This is a genomic window from Streptomyces sp. 3N207, from assembly GCF_052246355.1.
Taxonomy (GTDB): domain Bacteria; phylum Actinomycetota; class Actinomycetes; order Streptomycetales; family Streptomycetaceae; genus Streptomyces.
Genome location: NZ_JBQQBV010000002.1, coordinates 552080 through 567249, shown reverse-complemented (window position 1 = coordinate 567249; position 15170 = coordinate 552080). Strand labels below are relative to the sequence as shown.

Genomic DNA, 15170 nt, shown 5'->3' with positions numbered 1-15170 from the left:
CCAGCATGTCCGTCAGCTCCGACAGCCCCGACATCGTCATCTGCTCACCCCTGCGCACCCCCATCGGCCGGTTCGGCGGCGCACTGGCGGGGCAGCGCCCGCAGACGCTGGCAGCCCTGCTGATCTCCGAGATCGTGTCGCGTACGGGCATCGATCCGGCCCGGGTCGACGAGGTGATCCTCGGCCACGCCTACCCCACCTCGGAGGCTCCGGCCCTGGGCCGGGTGGCGGCGCTGGACGCGGGCCTGCCGGAGTCGGTGACGGGCACTCAGGTCGACCGGCGCTGCGGTTCAGGGCTCCAGGCGGTGCTGGACGCCGCGATGCAGATACGGGCCGGGTTCAGTCAGGTCGTCATCGCGGGCGGCGCCGAGGTGATGAGCGCGGCGCCGTACTACACGCACGAAGGCCGCTGGGGCATCCAGGGCCCGGGGCTGACACTGCACGACTCCCTCGCCCGCGGCCGGATCACCGCGGGCGGCGAGAACCATCCGGTGCCCGGCGGGATGATCGAGACGGCCGAGAACCTGCGCCGGGAGTTCTCCGTCAGCCGCGAGGAGCAGGACGCGCTGGCGCTCCGCTCCCAGCAGCGCGCCGGACGGGCCCTGGCCGAGGGCAGGTTCGAGGCGGAGACGGTGCCGGTGACCGTACGGACCCGCAAGGGCGAGACGCGGGTCGGGACGGACGAGCACCCCCGCCCGGACACCACCGCCGAACAGCTCGCCGCGCTGCGGCCCGTACGGCTCAGGGAGGACCCGGAGGCCACCGTGACCGCGGGCAACGCCAGCGGCCAGAACGACGCAGCGGCCGGCTGCCTGGTCACCGGCGCGGAGACCGCCGAGCGGCTCGGGCTGCGGCCGCTGGTGCGGCTGGTCTCCTTCGCCCGGGCAGGCGTGCCCGCCGCGACGATGGGCCTGGGCCCGGTACAGGCCACCCGGGACGCGCTGGCCAAGGCCGGGCTCGGACTGGCGGACATGGACCTCATCGAGCTGAACGAGGCGTTCGCCGCGCAAGTCCTCGCCTGCACCCGCGCTCTCGGGCTGACCGAGCGGGACCACGAGCAGCGGATCAACGTCAACGGCTCCGGGATCTCCCTCGGCCACCCGGTGGGCGCCACCGGCGCGCGCATCCTGACGACTCTGGCCCATGAGATGCGGCGCGGTGGCGCCCGCTACGGCCTGGAGACGATGTGCATCGGCGGCGGCCAGGGCCTCGCCGCGATCTTCGAGCGCGTCGCCGCTCCAAACTGACTCCGAGAACCCTGCGTACCCCGCGTGGGGGCTGCGCTTGCCAGCCCTGCGCCCTGGGGGTACCCCCTGCTCGAAGAGCTTGGGGGAGCAGACCTCCCAAGCGCAAGAGCTGGCCCTGAAAGGGGCGCGGGGAACTGCGCGACCAGCCACAACTCACCCGCAGTCTGCGGATGTCAGCAAGGGGCAGCCCCTCCCCAGCACCGGAGAGGGCGAACAAGCGCTAGCGCGAGGCGAGGCGGCGCACGGCTGGCTCCGCGGACCCATCGCCCGGCAGCTCGTCGGCGATCTGCCGCAGCATGTCGCGCGTCTGCGACGGCGGCATCGAGCGGGTCACCAGGCGATCGGTGACGCGGCGATACGCCTCGATGTCGGCGTCGTCCTCGAGGTAGGTGGCGCTGTGCAGCTGCTCCAGGTAAACGATGTCGGGCAGTTCGCTCTCGGGCAGCCGCAGCAGCGTGACGGGGCCACCCGCTGCTGCGTGTCCGCCCGCGCTGAACGGCATGATCTGCACCGTCACATGCGGCAGCTCGCTCATCGCGCTCAGGTGCCGCAGCTGGGCCCGCATCGTGGCGGCTCCGCCGACGGGGCGGCGCAGCGCGGCCTCGTCGATGACGGCCCATACATGCGGGGCGCGGGGACCGTAGAGGATCTGCTGGCGCCGCATCCGCAGGTCGACACGGCGCTGGATGCCCGCCTCGGGCTCCTCCCCGTGGGCCAGTTCGATGACGGCGCGGGCGTACCCGCTGGTCTGGAGAAGGCCGGGTACGAACTGCACCTCGAAGGTGCGGATCACGCTGGCCGCCTGTTCCAGGCCCAGGTAGCTGTGCAGCCAGCGGGGCACCACCCCTTGGAAGGAGTGCCACCAGCCTGGCGTATTGGCCTGCTGGGCCAGCGCGGTCAGTACCGCGCGCTCGCTCTCGTCCGTGACGCCGTAGATGGTGAGCAGGTCCGCGACGTCCCGCAGGGCACAGCCGATGCGGCCCTGCTCCAGCTCCTGGATCCGCTGATGGGTGACCCGAATGGCCTCCGCGGCCTCTCGGCGGGATATGTACTGTGCCTCGCGCAGCCTCCGCAGCCTGATCCCCAGCACCATCCGGGGCACCGCCGGGGATGCGCCGCCCCCTTCCGTCGTACCGTTCTGCACGGCGTCTCTGGCGGCCGGCTCACCGCCAGTGACGTCAGTGATGCGCATACCGCTGCTCCCGTACCGTAGCCGCATTGGTCTCGCCACCTTCCAAGTTTCCCTCCCCGCTCCGATGTGGCCTCATTGGGGTACCTGCCCAACTAGCCCTGAAGTCAGGCACGTCGTACCCAGGCTTGTTGCCGTTGGCACATCCCGGGCGGCTTGAGGGCTCCCGGCGCACGGCGACTTGCCCTGATCGCGAACGGGGAGTAAACGCCTCGTGCATGGGAACGACACGGCGGACGCCGGGCGGCGAAACAGACACCGCATCGCGGACCACAGCGGACAAGACGGGGCAACCCGGCCGGCGACGGGAGCGGGACCCCGGGCGTGCCCAGGAGCGGGCGCGTGCCGCCGCGGCGCGGCTCACCCGGGCCGGAGTGCACGGCACGGCGCTCACCTGGGTGGACAACGCGGGGCTCACCCGGGTGAAGGCCGTACCGGCGAACCGGCTGCCGCAGGCCGTCGGCGCGGGCGTGGGCATGTCCCCGTGCTTCGACGTCTATCTGGTCGACGACTCCATGACGGCCAGCGAGCACATCGGTGGCCCTGACGGAGATCTGCGGCTGGTTCCGGATCTGGACCGACTGACGGTGCTCTCGGCGCAGCCCGGCTGGGCCTGGGCGCCGGTGGACCGCTACGAGCAGGACGGCCGGCCGTACGCAGCCTGCCAGCGGGGATTCGCCCGGCGGATGGCCGAACGAGCGCTGGCCGAGCACGGCATCGAGCTGCGGACGGGGTTCGAGACCGAGTGGGTGGCCGTGCGCGGCCCGCTGCCGGGAGCGGGCGGCGAGCCGGCGTATCCGACGAGCGGCCCGGCCTACGGCATGGCGCGGCTGGTGGAGACCTCGGACTATCTGCGCGACATCCTCGCGGCGCTCACCTCGCAGGGCGTCGAGGTGCTCCAGATCCACCCTGAGTACGCCGCGGGCCAGTTCGAGGTGTCGGTCGCACCCTCCGACCCGGTGGGCGCCGCGGACCTGGCGGTGCTGGTGCGGGAGACGGTACGCGCGGTCTCGCTGCGGCACGGGCTGACCGCGTCGTTCGCGCCGGTGGTCGACCCAGGCGGGGTGGGCAGCGGCGGGCATCTGCATCTGAGCCTGTGGCGGGAGGGCCGGAATCTGTGCGCGGGCGGCGAGGGGCCGTTCGGGATGACGCGGGATTGCGAAGCGTTCCTGGCCGGGGTGTTGCGGGAACTGCCCGCGCTGCTGGCGCTCGGCGCCCCCTCCCCCGCCAGCTATCTGCGGCTGCGCCCGTCCCGCTGGGCGGGCGCCTTCCAGTGCTGGGGCCTGGAGAACCGGGAGGCCGCGCTCCGCTTCATCGCGGGCAGCGGTTCCGCCGCGGACAGCGCGAACGCCGAGGTCAAGTGCGTGGACTCGGCGGCCAACCCGTATCTGCTGGTGGGCGGCGTCATCGCGGCGGGGCTGGCCGGTCTCGGCGACCTCGCCGGCGCCGACCCGGCCGCCGCCCGATTGCCCGCACCTGTGACGGGTGACCCGGTGCAGTTGGACCCCATGCCCCGGCGGCTGCCTGGCTCGCTCGGCGATGCACTGGCACGCTTCGAGAATTCCCAGGTGCTGCGCCCGGCCTTGGGTGAGCCACTGTTCGGCGCCATTCGCGCGGTGCGCGCGGGCGAGATCGAGCTGTTCGAGGGGACGAGCGAGCAGGAGATCGCCGCGGCGACCCGGGGGAGGTACTGAATGCCGACGTCTGCGCCCGCGTTTCCGCCGCTGATCGATCAGCACTGCCACGGAGTGCTCCGGGCCGGCCCGGACCCGGCCGCGTTCGAGGGATATCTGACGGAGGCCCACGTCCCGCGGCGCCCCGCCCCTGCCGCCGGCTCCACCGCGGAGGAGACCGGCCCTCCGGTCAGCTACTTCGACACCCAGCTGGGCTTCGCCGTACGGCGCTGCTGCGCACCGGTGCTCGACCTGGATCCGCACTGCGACCCTGCGGCATATCTGCGCCGGCGCGCCGAGCTGGGCACCACGGAGGTGACCGGCAGGCTGCTGCGCGCCAGCGGTATCTCCGCGTTCCTCGTGGACACCGGGCTGCCCGGCTCGCTGCTCACCCCGGGCGAGCTGGCCGAGACCGCGACCGCCGAGGCCCACGAGATCGTCCGTCTCGAACGGCTGGCCGAGCGAGCTGCGGACACCGCTCGCGACACCCACACCTTTCTGGCCGAGGTCTCCGACGGCGTACGCGAATCGGCCCGCACGGCACGCGGCTTCAAGTCCGTGGTCGCCTACCGCTGCGGCCTGGACCTCGACCCCGCGCCTCCCGGTACCTCGGAGATCTACGCCGCGGCCGACGGCTGGCTGGCCTCCCGGGTGCAGGGCGGCAGGCTCTCCGACCCCGTACTGGAGCGGCATCTGCTGTGGTCGGCCGTACGGACCGGGCTCCCCCTCCAGCTGCACACCGGCTTCGGCGACCCGGATCTGCGGCTGGACCGCTGCGATCCGCTGCTGCTGACCGACTTCATCCGCGCGGTAGCCCCCTACGGTGCCCCGCTGATCCTCCTCCACTGCTACCCCTACCACCGCGGCGCCGGCTATCTGGCCGCCGTCTTCCCCCACGTCTACGCCGACTTCGGCCTCACCCTCAGTCACACCGGCGCCCGCGCCCGCCAGGTGCTCGCGGAGCTGCTCGAACTCACCCCGTTCGGCAAACTCCTCTTCTCCACCGACGCCTACGGCATCCCTGAGCTGTATCTGGTCGGCGCCCGTCTCTTCCGCGAGGCGATGACTGACCTGACGGAGCAGTGGGTCGCACGGGGCGAGTGGTCACCGTCGGACGCGGAAAGGGTGACGGCCATGATCGCGGGCGGCACCGCGAGGCGGCTGTACGGACTGTGAACCCTCCACAGAGGTGCCCCTCGCCACCAGGGAGGGGCGAGGGGCACTCAGAACTCAGGCGTCAGCCGATGTTGACGTCGACACACGCATAGAACGCGTTCGCTGTGTCGGCGACGTTCCACACCGCCAGCACGGTCTGCCGGCCCGAGTGGTTGCCGAAGTCGACGTTGTGCGACAGCTGCGACGGCGGCTGCTCGCCGCCCTGGTCGAACTCCGCGATCTTCTGGCCGTCGATGAAGTACTGCCAGGTGGTCGTGCGGTGTGCCGCGGTCAGCGTCCAGTTGAAGGTTGCGGACTTGCCGACATCGGCCACGTTCCAGCCGTGGTTGTCGTCGCGCAGCTCGGCCCACTCGTCGTGGCCGCCCGCGCAGTCCTGGAGCCCCTTGGGACCCTCGACGCTCTGCGGCTCGTACTTGATGGAGCCGCACTCGACGACTCCGGCGGCGCACTGGGCCTGCCGGCTGGCCGGGTCGCTGACGTAGCCATGGGCGCTGGCGGGGGTCACGGAGAGGCCGAGGACGAGCAGGGGGGAGAGTCCGGCACCGATGAGGGCGGCCAACTTCCTTTTCTTATGCATGTCAACTCCTTCGGCGGCAGGACCGGCCCGCCGAGGCGCACACGCGCCGGGGCATACGCATGCCGAGGCTCGCGCGGCCGGTCCCGGTGGGGGCATCCGATTGGTCTAGACTTTAACCACTGTCTGTCCACGGTCAAGACATCGGACACCACCGATGACGGACAGCCGGGAAGCCCTCTCACATACCGCGGGTGAGCACCAACACGGCCATATCGTCCTGCCGTTGGCCTCCGGTCCACTCGGTGACCGCCTTCACCAGCACGTCGGCCAGTTCGTCCGCACGGCGCAGTCCGGTGCCGCCGAGCCCTCGCTGTACGTCGAAGAAGTCGCCCTCGGCGTTGCGGGCCTCGGTGACCCCGTCGGTGACCAGCACCAGCGAGTCGTCGGGCGCGAACGGGAAGGTCTCCTCGACGGGCGCGCCGTTCGGGGAGTCGAGCCCGGTGGAGAGCGGCAGTTCGGGGTGGGTCGGCTCCAGACAGGTGACGCAGTCGTCATGCAGCAGATAGGGCGGCGGATGGCCCCGGTTGAGCACGGTGATCGTGTCGCCGCTGGGCGGGATCTGGACGAGCAGCGCGGTGACGAACCCCTCGATGTCGTCATCCGTGTCCCGGCGCCGCTCGCCCTCCCGGTCCAGGGCCCGGTCGAGCCGGTCGGCCAGGTCGTGCAGGGTCGGGGCGTGCTCGGCGGCCTCGCGGAAGGCACCCACCGCGACCGAGACGGCGGAGACGGCGGGCAGCCCCTTGCCGCGCACATCGCCGATCATCGCCCGGATGCCGAACGGGGTCTCCTGGAGCGCGTACAGATCACCGCCGATCGCGGCACCGATCTGGGCGGCCACATAGCGGTCGGCCACGGTGAGCGGCCCCACGTCGGTGGGCGGCGCGGGCAGCACCGCACGCTGCGCCGCCTCGGCGACGTTCAACGCGACGGCCAGATTGCGGCCCTGCCGGTCGACGAGCCACTTGATCCACAGTCCCACGAGACTGACGACCAGCACCGCGGCCACATCGGTGAGCAGCGCCGACGGGTCGCGGCCCGCGTATCCGGCCGCGCCCGCCGTTGCCAGGCTTGCCGCGAGCGCGAACAGCACGCTGGACCGGAAGGAGTAGCTCATGCCCGCCACCATCGAGGTACAGGCCAGCAGCGGCAGCCCGTAGTACGGCTTAGGGCCGAACACGTTCGCCGCCACACCGCCGAGCAGCAGCAGCGGCGGCGCCACATACGGCACTCTGCCCAGTCCATCCGCGGGGCCGCCCACCCTGCCCTCCCTGTCCCTGTCCGTCCGACGCGTACGCAGAGCCGGCGCCCTGTCGTGGCGATTCTCCCATTTGAGTACATTTCCGCACGGTCATGGAGAAACGGGAGGACAGCACAGGCCGGCGGTGGCGCCCGCGACCCCTGGGCCTGCCGGGGTGCGGGCGCCGAGATTCACCCGTTCGGTCCGCGAGCCGCTCCGGGGCTCACAGCAAGGGGCGCAGCTGCTCCCAGGCCCAGGAGCCCAGCGTGGTGGGCGTGGTGGTCAGCGGCGTCCTGACGTCCTCCGGTTCGAAGCCGTCCCGCATCCACGCCGACATCCCCACGATGCCCTCCACCTGCTTGTCCCCCAGACCCGCTGCCCGCAGTGCCGCGCGCAGCTCGTCGTCGGAGATCCGCTCGGCACGCACCGGGCGCCCGAGCACGGCGCCGAGCACAGCGGCTGCCTGCACATAGGTCAGATCCTCGGGGCCGTGCACCGCTTGGACCTGCCGTCCGCTCCAGGCGCCCGACAGCAGCCGCGCGACGGCGACGTCGCCGATGTCGCGCGGGTCGACCCAGGGCATCGGGTGGTCCAGCGGCAGCGTCGTACGCAGCACGCCGTCCTCGCGCAGCGCGGCCACCTCGCCCAGCAGATTGGTGTAGAAGAAGCCGCAGCGCAGGTGGAGCACCGTCGCCCCGGTCGCGTCCAGCAGCTCCTCGGTACGGCCCAGCCCGTCGATCTCCCCCGCACCCGACCGCACCTCGGCGCCGCCGCTGCTGAGGAAGACGGTGCGGCCGATGCCGTTCTCGCGCACTGCCCGCGCCGCGTTCGCTCCCATCCTGGCGTACCCGGCCACCGGGTCCTCGTCGCCGGTCGGCGGGTCCACCCAGAACAGCGCCTCGGCGCCCTCCGTGGCCCGTACGACCGCGTCCCCGTCGCCCTGGTCGCAGCGGACGACATCCGCGCGCTCGCGCACGTCCGCCGCCAGCCGGGCCGGGTCGCGTACCAGCAGGGTGGGGCGGACCCCGGCCTGGAGCAGCAGCTGGACGACGCGTGAGCCGACGTGCCCGGTAGGTGTGGTCACCGCGATCTTCATGATCCTCATCATCCTGTTCCGGATCGTTCGTGGTCTGTGCCGTTGGTGGTCTGTGCCGATCGTCAGCCAAGACGATCCGGCGGCGGACCACGACCGGGTTTCCGGCCCGGCGCGGCGGTCCGCTACCCCCGGCCGGGGGCAGCGGACCGGTTCGTACGGCAGATATGTGTGACGCACGACACCCGACAGACCTCGTGGAGGCCCACCGTGCCCGCACCCGCACCGCACCGTGCGCACCACGCCGAGCGCAGTCACGCCTCAGGACCGTCGACGACCCCGCTGCTGGGCAACACCAACGGGGAGAACCTGGACCGCACCGTCGCCCTGCACCCGGACCGCGACGCGCTGGTGGACGTGAGCAACGAACGGCGGTGGAGTTACCGGCAGTTCGCCGCCGACGTCGAAGCGCTCGCACCCCGCACCGGGAACGGCCCCGGCCACGCCACCGAACGGATCGCCACGGGAGGGCACGCGGGCCCGCGACGTACTGGACGGCATCGCCGCCACCCTCTCCGCCGACGACCCGGTCAACATCCAGTACACAGGGCCGGGCACTCGCCGCGCACCTGCTCGATCATCGCCGCGTAGTCGGAGCCCTTGTGTACCCCGCAGGACGCCGGCCAGGGCAGCGCGGACCGCCCGCGTCTGACGCCGCGTGAGCTCGATGTCCTCTCGTACGTCGCGCTCGGCTGCACCAACGCCGAGGCCGCCTCGTATCTGGACCTGGAGCCGGAGACGGTCAAGGCGTATCTGCGCAGCGCCACCCGTAAGCTCGGCGTCCCCGGGGTGGTGGTGAGGGCGGCTGGGGAACGGGGAGAGAAATCGATTTCCCGCCGCCGCTACGTCCATGCACCTGCTTCTTGCCGCAATTGCCGCCGAGCGGCGGAAGGTTGTCCGGCGACCGGTTGAAATCCATTTCAGGCGCAGTAAAGTGCACTCGGCGTCGAAAGTGAGGGAGACCGGTGGCAACCATCAGTGATGTGGCGCGCGCTGCCGGGGTCTCCCCCGCGACGGTCTCCCGCGTCTTCAACGGGGGCCGGGTCACCGCGGACCGCGCGCGGCGGGTGCGCGAGGCGGCCGACGCGCTCGGCTTCTCGCCCAACCGGGTCGCCCGCTCCCTGCGGGTCCAGCGGGCCAGCGTCATCGGCCTGCTGATCCCCGACATCGCCAACCCGTTCTTCACCGCTCTTGCCCGCGGGGTGGAGGACGCGGCGCAGCGCACCAATCTCTCCGTCGTCCTCTGCAACACGGACGAGGACGTGGACAAGGAGCGCCGCTATCTGGAGGTCGCCCTCGCCGAACAGATGGCCGGTGTCGTCGTGGCCGCCGCGTCCCGTAAACACACCGATCTCTCGGCGGCGGCGGCGCGCGGTATGCCCGTGGTCGCCGTCGACCGTCGGCCGCGGGCGGCGCAGGTGGACGCGGTGATGGTCGACAACCAGCACGGCGCCGAGGAGGCCACGGCCCATCTGCTGGAGCGGGGCTACCGCAGGATCGCCTGTGTGACGGGCCCGGCGGGTGCCTCGACCTCGGAGGACCGGCTGGCGGGCTACCGCGCGGCACTGCGCGAAGCGGACGTGCCCGACGACTGGATCCGCGCCCACACGCGGCACGCCGACTTCCGCGAAGAGGGCGGCTGTACGGCCATGAAGGAGCTGCTCGGCCTTCGCACACCGCCGGACGCGGTGTTCGTGGCCAACAATCTGATGACCGTCGGCGCGCTGCGGGCGCTGCACGAGGCGGGCATCGAACCGCCGGCCTTCGGTGTCCTCTCCTTCGGCGACGTGCCCTGGGCCTCCCTGGTCCGCCCGTCGCTGAGCACCGTCCATCTGCCCGCCTACGACCTGGGCGAGGCCGCCGCGACACTCCTCCAGGAACGCATCGCCGGTTCCGCCAAACCCCTCCAGACGGTGGTGCTGCGTACCGCCCTGGAACCCCGAAACAGCACCGCGGGCCCCGGCTAGCCCCGATCGGCGGATCGACTCGGGGCGGGGTCGTTCGTTAACCCCCACATGATCACTGCACAACGACACCCCCTTGCGTCCCTGGCGACACCGCTGCACCACGGAGAGGCGGGCGCGCGATGAGCAAGCGGCAGAAAGGACGCAAGCACCGCAAGGTCAACCGCACCCCGCGCCCGGTCGGCTCCACCACCCCGGCGAGGGCCACCCGGGCGACAGCGACCAGCCGGGCGGCGGCAACCCGGGCCCCGGCCGCCCGCCCCGAAGCACCCACGCCCCGCCCGGCACCGGCACCGGAGTCCGCGCCCGCCCCTGCACCGGAAACTGCACCCGTCCCCACATCGGCATCCGCGCCCGAATCCGCAGCGGCATCCGCGCCCGGATCCGCAGCGGAGTCCGCGCCCACCACCGAGGCGGTGAGCGAACTCTTCCGTACGCCCGCGCGTGACGGGGGGCTCGGGCAGAGTGCGGGCCGTACGTGGGACCGCGTACGGGCGGCGGGCGCGTCGGGCAGGACAGTCGAGGAGCTGTCGGCCAGCGTGGGTTATCAGGAGCGCACCGTGCTCAAGCACCTCCAGGGCCTGGCCGAGCACGGGCTGGTCGAGCGGTACGACGCCGACCGCTGGCGCGCCCTGCCCACCGGCGGCACCGGCGGGCAGGGCGCCGCAGCGGACGAGGCCCGGGTGCCGCAGCGCGCCTGAGGTCTGTGTCCGTCCCCTTCCGCGGTTCGGTACGGCGCCGGACGCCGTGCCGAACCGCCCGTCCCGGAGCCCGTATGACTGCCCCTCACTCCCCCGAACCGGCCGGCCGCATCCTCGTCGCGGGGATCGGCAATATCTTCCTGGGCGACGACGGTTTCGGCGTCGAGGTCGTACAGCGGCTGGCGCGCCATCCGCTGCCCGCATCCGTCGAGCTCCTCGACATCGGCGTGCGGGGCGTCCACCTGGCCTACCAAGTGCTGGACGGCTGCGACACGTTGATCCTGGTGGATGCCGTGCACCGCGGCGGCGCGCCCGGCACGGTGCGGCTGATCGAGGTGACCGGGCAGGACCGTGCTGCGCCGGCCGGGGTGCCGGTGGTGGACGGGCACCGTATGTCGCCGGATGCCGTGCTCGCTCTGCTGGAGACGCTGCGCGAGGGCACCGGCGGCTGCGTGCCCCGGCGGGTGTTCGTCGTCGGCTGCGAACCCGCCGAGCTGGCGGAGGGCATCGGGCTCAGCCCGCCGGTGGCCGCCGCGGCGGACGAGGCGGTGGAGCTGGTGCTGCGGCTGCTGGAAGACGGACCGGCCGCCCCGCAAGGCGGGGCGGCCGAACGGCGGACGGCCGCGCCGGACAGCGGCGTGGCGACGAAGGGGCGGCCGTCGGCGCCCCTGTAATGGTGCGGGCCGCAGCCTGGTCCGCACCGCGCAGGGGAAGTGACCGATGCACGAGATGTCCATCGCGATGGCAGTGGTCTGCCAGGTCGAGGAGGCGGCACGGGCACACGACGCCGTGGGCGTCGAGGCGGTCACCCTGTGCGTGGGCGAGCTCGCCGGCGTCGTCCCCGAAGCACTGCGTTTCTCGTTCGGCCTCGCCTGCGAAGGCACCGTGCTGGCCGGCGCCGAGTTGGTGACCGAGCACGTGCCGGGGCGCGCACGGTGTACGTCCTGCACGGACGAGTGGGCCACGGGCATGCCGCCGCGGCTGTGCTGTGGGCAGTGCGGCGACTCCCGTACCGAGCTGCTGTCCGGCCGTGAGCTGCGGATCGCCACCGTGCGGTGGGCCGAGGATTCACGGCGTGCCCTAGCCCTTGAGGAGCTGTGAAGCCATGTGCCGCCTCGCCGATCTGCAACAGGCCGTGCTGGCGCGGAACGACGGCCGCGCCGAGCGGCTGCGCGCCGAGCTGACCGCGCGTGGGACAGCCGTCGTCAATCTGCTCTCCAGCCCGGGCAGCGGCAAGACGGCGCTGCTGGAGGCGGAGTTGCGGCTGGCGCGGGAGCGGGGTGTGCCGGCGGCCGCGCTGACCGCGGACCTGGCCACCGAGAACGACGCACGGCGGCTGGCGCGCTCCGGGGTGCCCGTCAAGCAGGTGCTCACCGACGGGCTGTGCCACCTGGAGGCGGAGATGCTCGCCGGGCATCTGAGCGGATGGCTGCCCGAGGGAACACGGCTGTTGTTCGTCGAGAACGTAGGCAACCTGGTGTGCCCCGCCTCCTACGACCTGGGCGAATCGCTGCGTGTGGTACTGGCCTCGGTCACCGAGGGCGAGGACAAGCCGCTGAAGTACCCCACGGCTTTCGGGCTGGCGCAGCTGGTCGTGATCACCAAGCAGGATCTGGCGCAGCCGGCCGGTTTCGACCGGGAAGCGTTCCTCGCCAACGTACGGCAGGTCAACCCCGGCGTGGAGGTCCTCGCCACCTCGGTACGGAGCGGGCTGAACCTGGGCGTGCTGCTGGAGCGGGCGCTCGCGGTGCGGGAGGGTGCCGCCGCGCACCGGCCGGTGATGGCCCGTCAGCCCACGCCGCACTCGCACTCGCACCCGCACTCGCACCCGCACCCGCACCCGCACTCGCACCCGCACGCCGAAGAGCACGCGCATGTCCAAGGCTGAGGTCTCCGAGGCCACCGGCACATCCACCGCGGGGCGCAGCCGCATCGAGGTCCGGGGCGTGGTGCAGGGCGTGGGATTCCGCCCGTATGTGTACGCACTCGCCGGGCGGCTGGGGCTCTCCGGCCATGTCACCAACACCGGAGAGGGCGTGGTGGCCGAGGTGGAGGGTACCTGGGAGGCGGTCGCCGCCTTCCGGGAGCGGATCGGGGCCGAGGCGCCGCCGCTGGCCGTCGTCGAGTCGGTGACGCACCAGCCGCTGCCTCCGCAGGGCACCTCGGGGTTCCGTATCGTCGCCTCCCGCTCGGGCGGGGCGCGCCGCACGCTGGTTGCGCCGGACACCGCCACCTGCGAGGCGTGTCTGCGGGAGATGACCGACCCCCGGGACCGCCGCTACCGGCACCCCTTCCTCACCTGCACCGACTGCGGGCCGCGCTTCACCATCGTCACCGGCCTGCCCTACGACCGGGCCAACACCACGATGGCGCGGTTCGCGATGTGCGAGCGGTGTGCCCGCGAGTACGACGACCCGGCCGACCGGCGCTTCCACGCCCAGCCGGTCTCCTGTCACGACTGCGGGCCTCGGGCCCGGCTGCTGGTGCCCGCGGCGCCGGATCCGGGCTGGACCGAACTCCCCGGCGACCCGGTCACGGAGGCCCGGCGGCTGCTGGCGGGCGGCGCCGTCGTGGCCGTGAAGGGGCTGGGCGGCTACCACTTGGCGTGCGACGCGGGCAACGAGGAAGCCGTACGGCTGCTGCGCCGCCGCAAGGCACGCGGGGACAAGCCGTTCGCGGTGCTGGCCCGCGCGGTGGCCGACATCGAACACCTCGCCGTGGTCGGACCGGCCGAGCGTGCGCTGCTGACCGGCAGCCGCCGCCCGATCGTGCTGCTGCGCCGGCGTGCGCAGGCTGCCGTCGGCGGACCCGCGCTCGCCGCCGCTGTGGCACCCGGGAGCCCTGATCTCGGCGTCATGCTCCCCTACACCCCGCTGCACCATCTGCTCCTGGGCGGGCTTCCCGGCGACCCACCGGGGCCGCGGCTGCTGGTGCTGACCAGCGGCAACCTCGGCGGCGAACCCATCGTCACCGGCGAGGAGGAGGCACTGGAGCGGCTGGCGCATCTCGCGGACGCCTTCCTCACCCACGACCGGCCCATCCAGGTGCCGTGCGACGACTCCGTGGTGCGTGTGTGCGCGGGCCAGGAGCTCCCGGTACGCCGCTCGCGGGGGTACGCGCCGCTGCCGCTCACCCTGCCGGTGCCGGTACGGCCCTCGCTGGCGGTCGGCGGGGATCTGAAGAACACCTTCTGCCTCGGCAAGGGGCGGCTCGCCTGGCTGTCGGCCCACATCGGCGATATGGACGACCTCGCGACCCTGCGGGCTTTCGAGCGCGCCGAGCAGCAGTTGGAGGGCATCACCGGGGTCACCCCGAAGCTGCTGGTCGCGGACCGCCACCCCGGGTACCGGTCGGCGCGGTGGGCGGAACGGAACGCGGGCGGCCGGCCGCTGCACCGCGTCCAGCATCATCACGCCCATATCGCCTCCGTCCTGGCCGAGCACGGGCTGGACGGCTCCCGGCCCGTGCTCGGCGTCGCCTTCGACGGGACCGGGTACGGGGACGACGGCGCTGTGTGGGGCGGTGAGTTCCTGCTCGCGGACTACGACGGCTTCAGCCGGTTCGCGCATCTGCGGTATGCGCCGCTGTCCGGCGGTGACGCCGCCGTCCGCCGCCCCTACCGCACTGCGCTGGCCCGGCTGTGGGCCGCGGAGCTCCCGTGGGATGCGGACCTGCCGTGCGTGGCGGCCTGCCCGGATGCGGAACGGCGGGTGCTGGAGCGCCAGTTGGAGCGCGGCATCGGCTGTGTGCCCGCCTCCAGCATGGGTCGGCTCTTCGACGCGGTGTCCTCGCTGGTGGGGGTCTGCCATCGGGCCGGTTACGAGGCGCAGGCGGCGATCGAACTGGAGGCGGCGGCTGCGGCGTGCGGTGAAGTCGGGGCCTACGCCTTTCCGCTGCGCCCTGGGGGTGCGGACGGTGCGTTGCTGGCCGATCCCGGTCCGCTGCTTGCCGCCGTGGTCGACGAACTGCGCGCGGGGGTTGCGCGGGAGGTGATCGCGGCGCGCTTCCACGCGGCCGTCGCGGCGCTGGTCCGCCGTACCTGTGCGGCGGCGCGCGAGCAGTACGGGGTCGACACGGTGGCGCTGAGCGGCGGTGTGTTCGCCAACCGCCTGCTGTCCGAAGCCTGTGTGAGCGGGCTGCGCGCCGACGGCTTCACGGTGCTGCGGCACCGGCTGGTCCCACCGGGGGACGGCGGGCTGGCCTTGGGTCAGCTCATGGTCGCGGCACGCGAGACGGCGGACGAGACCGCACGCAGGGCAGGTTCCCCGCCGCCGGCCGGTTCAGCGGCGCACTGATCCACCGTCGATGAGGAG

The 15170-nt window shown here is 72.7% G+C and carries 14 protein-coding genes and 1 pseudogene; 11 read left to right on the top strand and 4 right to left on the bottom strand.

Features of this window, described 5'->3' with window-relative positions:
* Positions 1-5: 5 nt before the first annotated feature.
* Positions 6-1247, top strand: a complete 1242-nt coding sequence (locus ACTWP9_RS05275; protein WP_443244772.1) for an acetyl-CoA C-acetyltransferase — start codon at positions 6-8, stop codon at positions 1245-1247.
* Positions 1248-1467: 220 nt separating this feature from the next.
* Here ACTWP9_RS05275 and ACTWP9_RS05270 read toward each other — a convergent pair whose 3' ends face one another.
* Positions 1468-2439 carry a helix-turn-helix domain-containing protein gene (locus tag ACTWP9_RS05270; RefSeq protein ID WP_443244771.1) on the bottom strand — a complete coding sequence of 324 codons (972 nt, stop codon included), beginning with the start codon at positions 2437-2439 and terminating at the stop codon, positions 1468-1470.
* Between the two features lie 215 nt (positions 2440-2654).
* Here ACTWP9_RS05270 and ACTWP9_RS05265 point away from each other — a divergent pair, with 215 nt between their 5' ends.
* Positions 2655-4130 carry a glutamine synthetase gene (locus tag ACTWP9_RS05265; RefSeq protein ID WP_443244770.1) on the top strand — a complete coding sequence of 492 codons (1476 nt, stop codon included), beginning with the start codon at positions 2655-2657 and terminating at the stop codon, positions 4128-4130.
* On the top strand, positions 4131-5285 hold the full coding sequence (locus ACTWP9_RS05260) for an amidohydrolase family protein (RefSeq protein WP_443244769.1): 1155 nt from the start codon (positions 4131-4133) through the stop codon (positions 5283-5285).
* Positions 5286-5346: 61 nt separating this feature from the next.
* Here the strand turns inward: ACTWP9_RS05260 and ACTWP9_RS05255 are convergent, their stop codons facing one another.
* From ACTWP9_RS05255 to ACTWP9_RS05245, 3 genes are all read right to left on the bottom strand, one after another.
* Positions 5347-5862, bottom strand: coding sequence for a lytic polysaccharide monooxygenase auxiliary activity family 9 protein (locus tag ACTWP9_RS05255; protein WP_443244768.1), 516 nt, complete (start codon positions 5860-5862; stop codon positions 5347-5349).
* 178 nt (positions 5863-6040) lie between these two features.
* On the bottom strand, positions 6041-7120 hold the full coding sequence (locus tag ACTWP9_RS05250) for a PP2C family protein-serine/threonine phosphatase (protein WP_443244767.1): 1080 nt from the start codon (positions 7118-7120) through the stop codon (positions 6041-6043).
* 202 nt (positions 7121-7322) lie between these two features.
* Complete coding sequence (locus ACTWP9_RS05245; protein ID WP_443244766.1) at positions 7323-8195, bottom strand: NmrA family NAD(P)-binding protein; 873 nt, start codon at positions 8193-8195, stop codon at positions 7323-7325.
* A gap of 207 nt (positions 8196-8402) precedes the next feature.
* Here ACTWP9_RS05245 and ACTWP9_RS05240 point away from each other — a divergent pair, with 207 nt between their 5' ends.
* The 8 genes and pseudogenes from ACTWP9_RS05240 (at position 8403) to hypF (ending at position 15152) form a co-directional block, all read left to right on the top strand.
* Complete coding sequence (locus tag ACTWP9_RS05240) at positions 8403-8783, top strand: hypothetical protein (RefSeq protein WP_443244765.1); 381 nt, start codon at positions 8403-8405, stop codon at positions 8781-8783.
* A gap of 39 nt (positions 8784-8822) precedes the next feature.
* Positions 8823-9104: pseudogene (locus tag ACTWP9_RS05235) on the top strand (response regulator transcription factor); the annotation flags it as partial.
* A gap of 53 nt (positions 9105-9157) precedes the next feature.
* Positions 9158-10159: a LacI family DNA-binding transcriptional regulator gene (locus ACTWP9_RS05230; protein WP_443244764.1), complete on the top strand. Its 1002-nt coding sequence runs from the start codon at positions 9158-9160 to the stop codon at positions 10157-10159.
* A gap of 119 nt (positions 10160-10278) precedes the next feature.
* Positions 10279-10857, top strand: a complete 579-nt coding sequence (locus ACTWP9_RS05225) for a hypothetical protein (RefSeq protein ID WP_443244763.1) — start codon at positions 10279-10281, stop codon at positions 10855-10857.
* Positions 10858-10931: 74 nt separating this feature from the next.
* The gene (locus ACTWP9_RS05220) at positions 10932-11531 is read left to right on the top strand and encodes a hydrogenase maturation protease (protein WP_443244762.1); all 600 of its coding nucleotides are present in this window, start codon (positions 10932-10934) and stop codon (positions 11529-11531) included.
* 46 nt (positions 11532-11577) lie between these two features.
* Entirely contained in the window at positions 11578-11958 is a 381-nt protein-coding gene (locus ACTWP9_RS05215) for a hydrogenase maturation nickel metallochaperone HypA/HybF (protein ID WP_443244761.1), read from the top strand.
* Positions 11959-11962: 4 nt separating this feature from the next.
* Positions 11963-12745, top strand: a complete 783-nt coding sequence (gene hypB / locus ACTWP9_RS05210; RefSeq protein WP_443244760.1) for a hydrogenase nickel incorporation protein HypB — start codon at positions 11963-11965, stop codon at positions 12743-12745.
* Positions 12732-15152, top strand: a complete 2421-nt coding sequence (gene hypF / locus ACTWP9_RS05205) for a carbamoyltransferase HypF (protein ID WP_443244759.1) — start codon at positions 12732-12734, stop codon at positions 15150-15152. The genes hypB and hypF overlap by 14 nt, the downstream gene beginning before the upstream one ends.
* Positions 15153-15170: the final 18 nt, after the last annotated feature.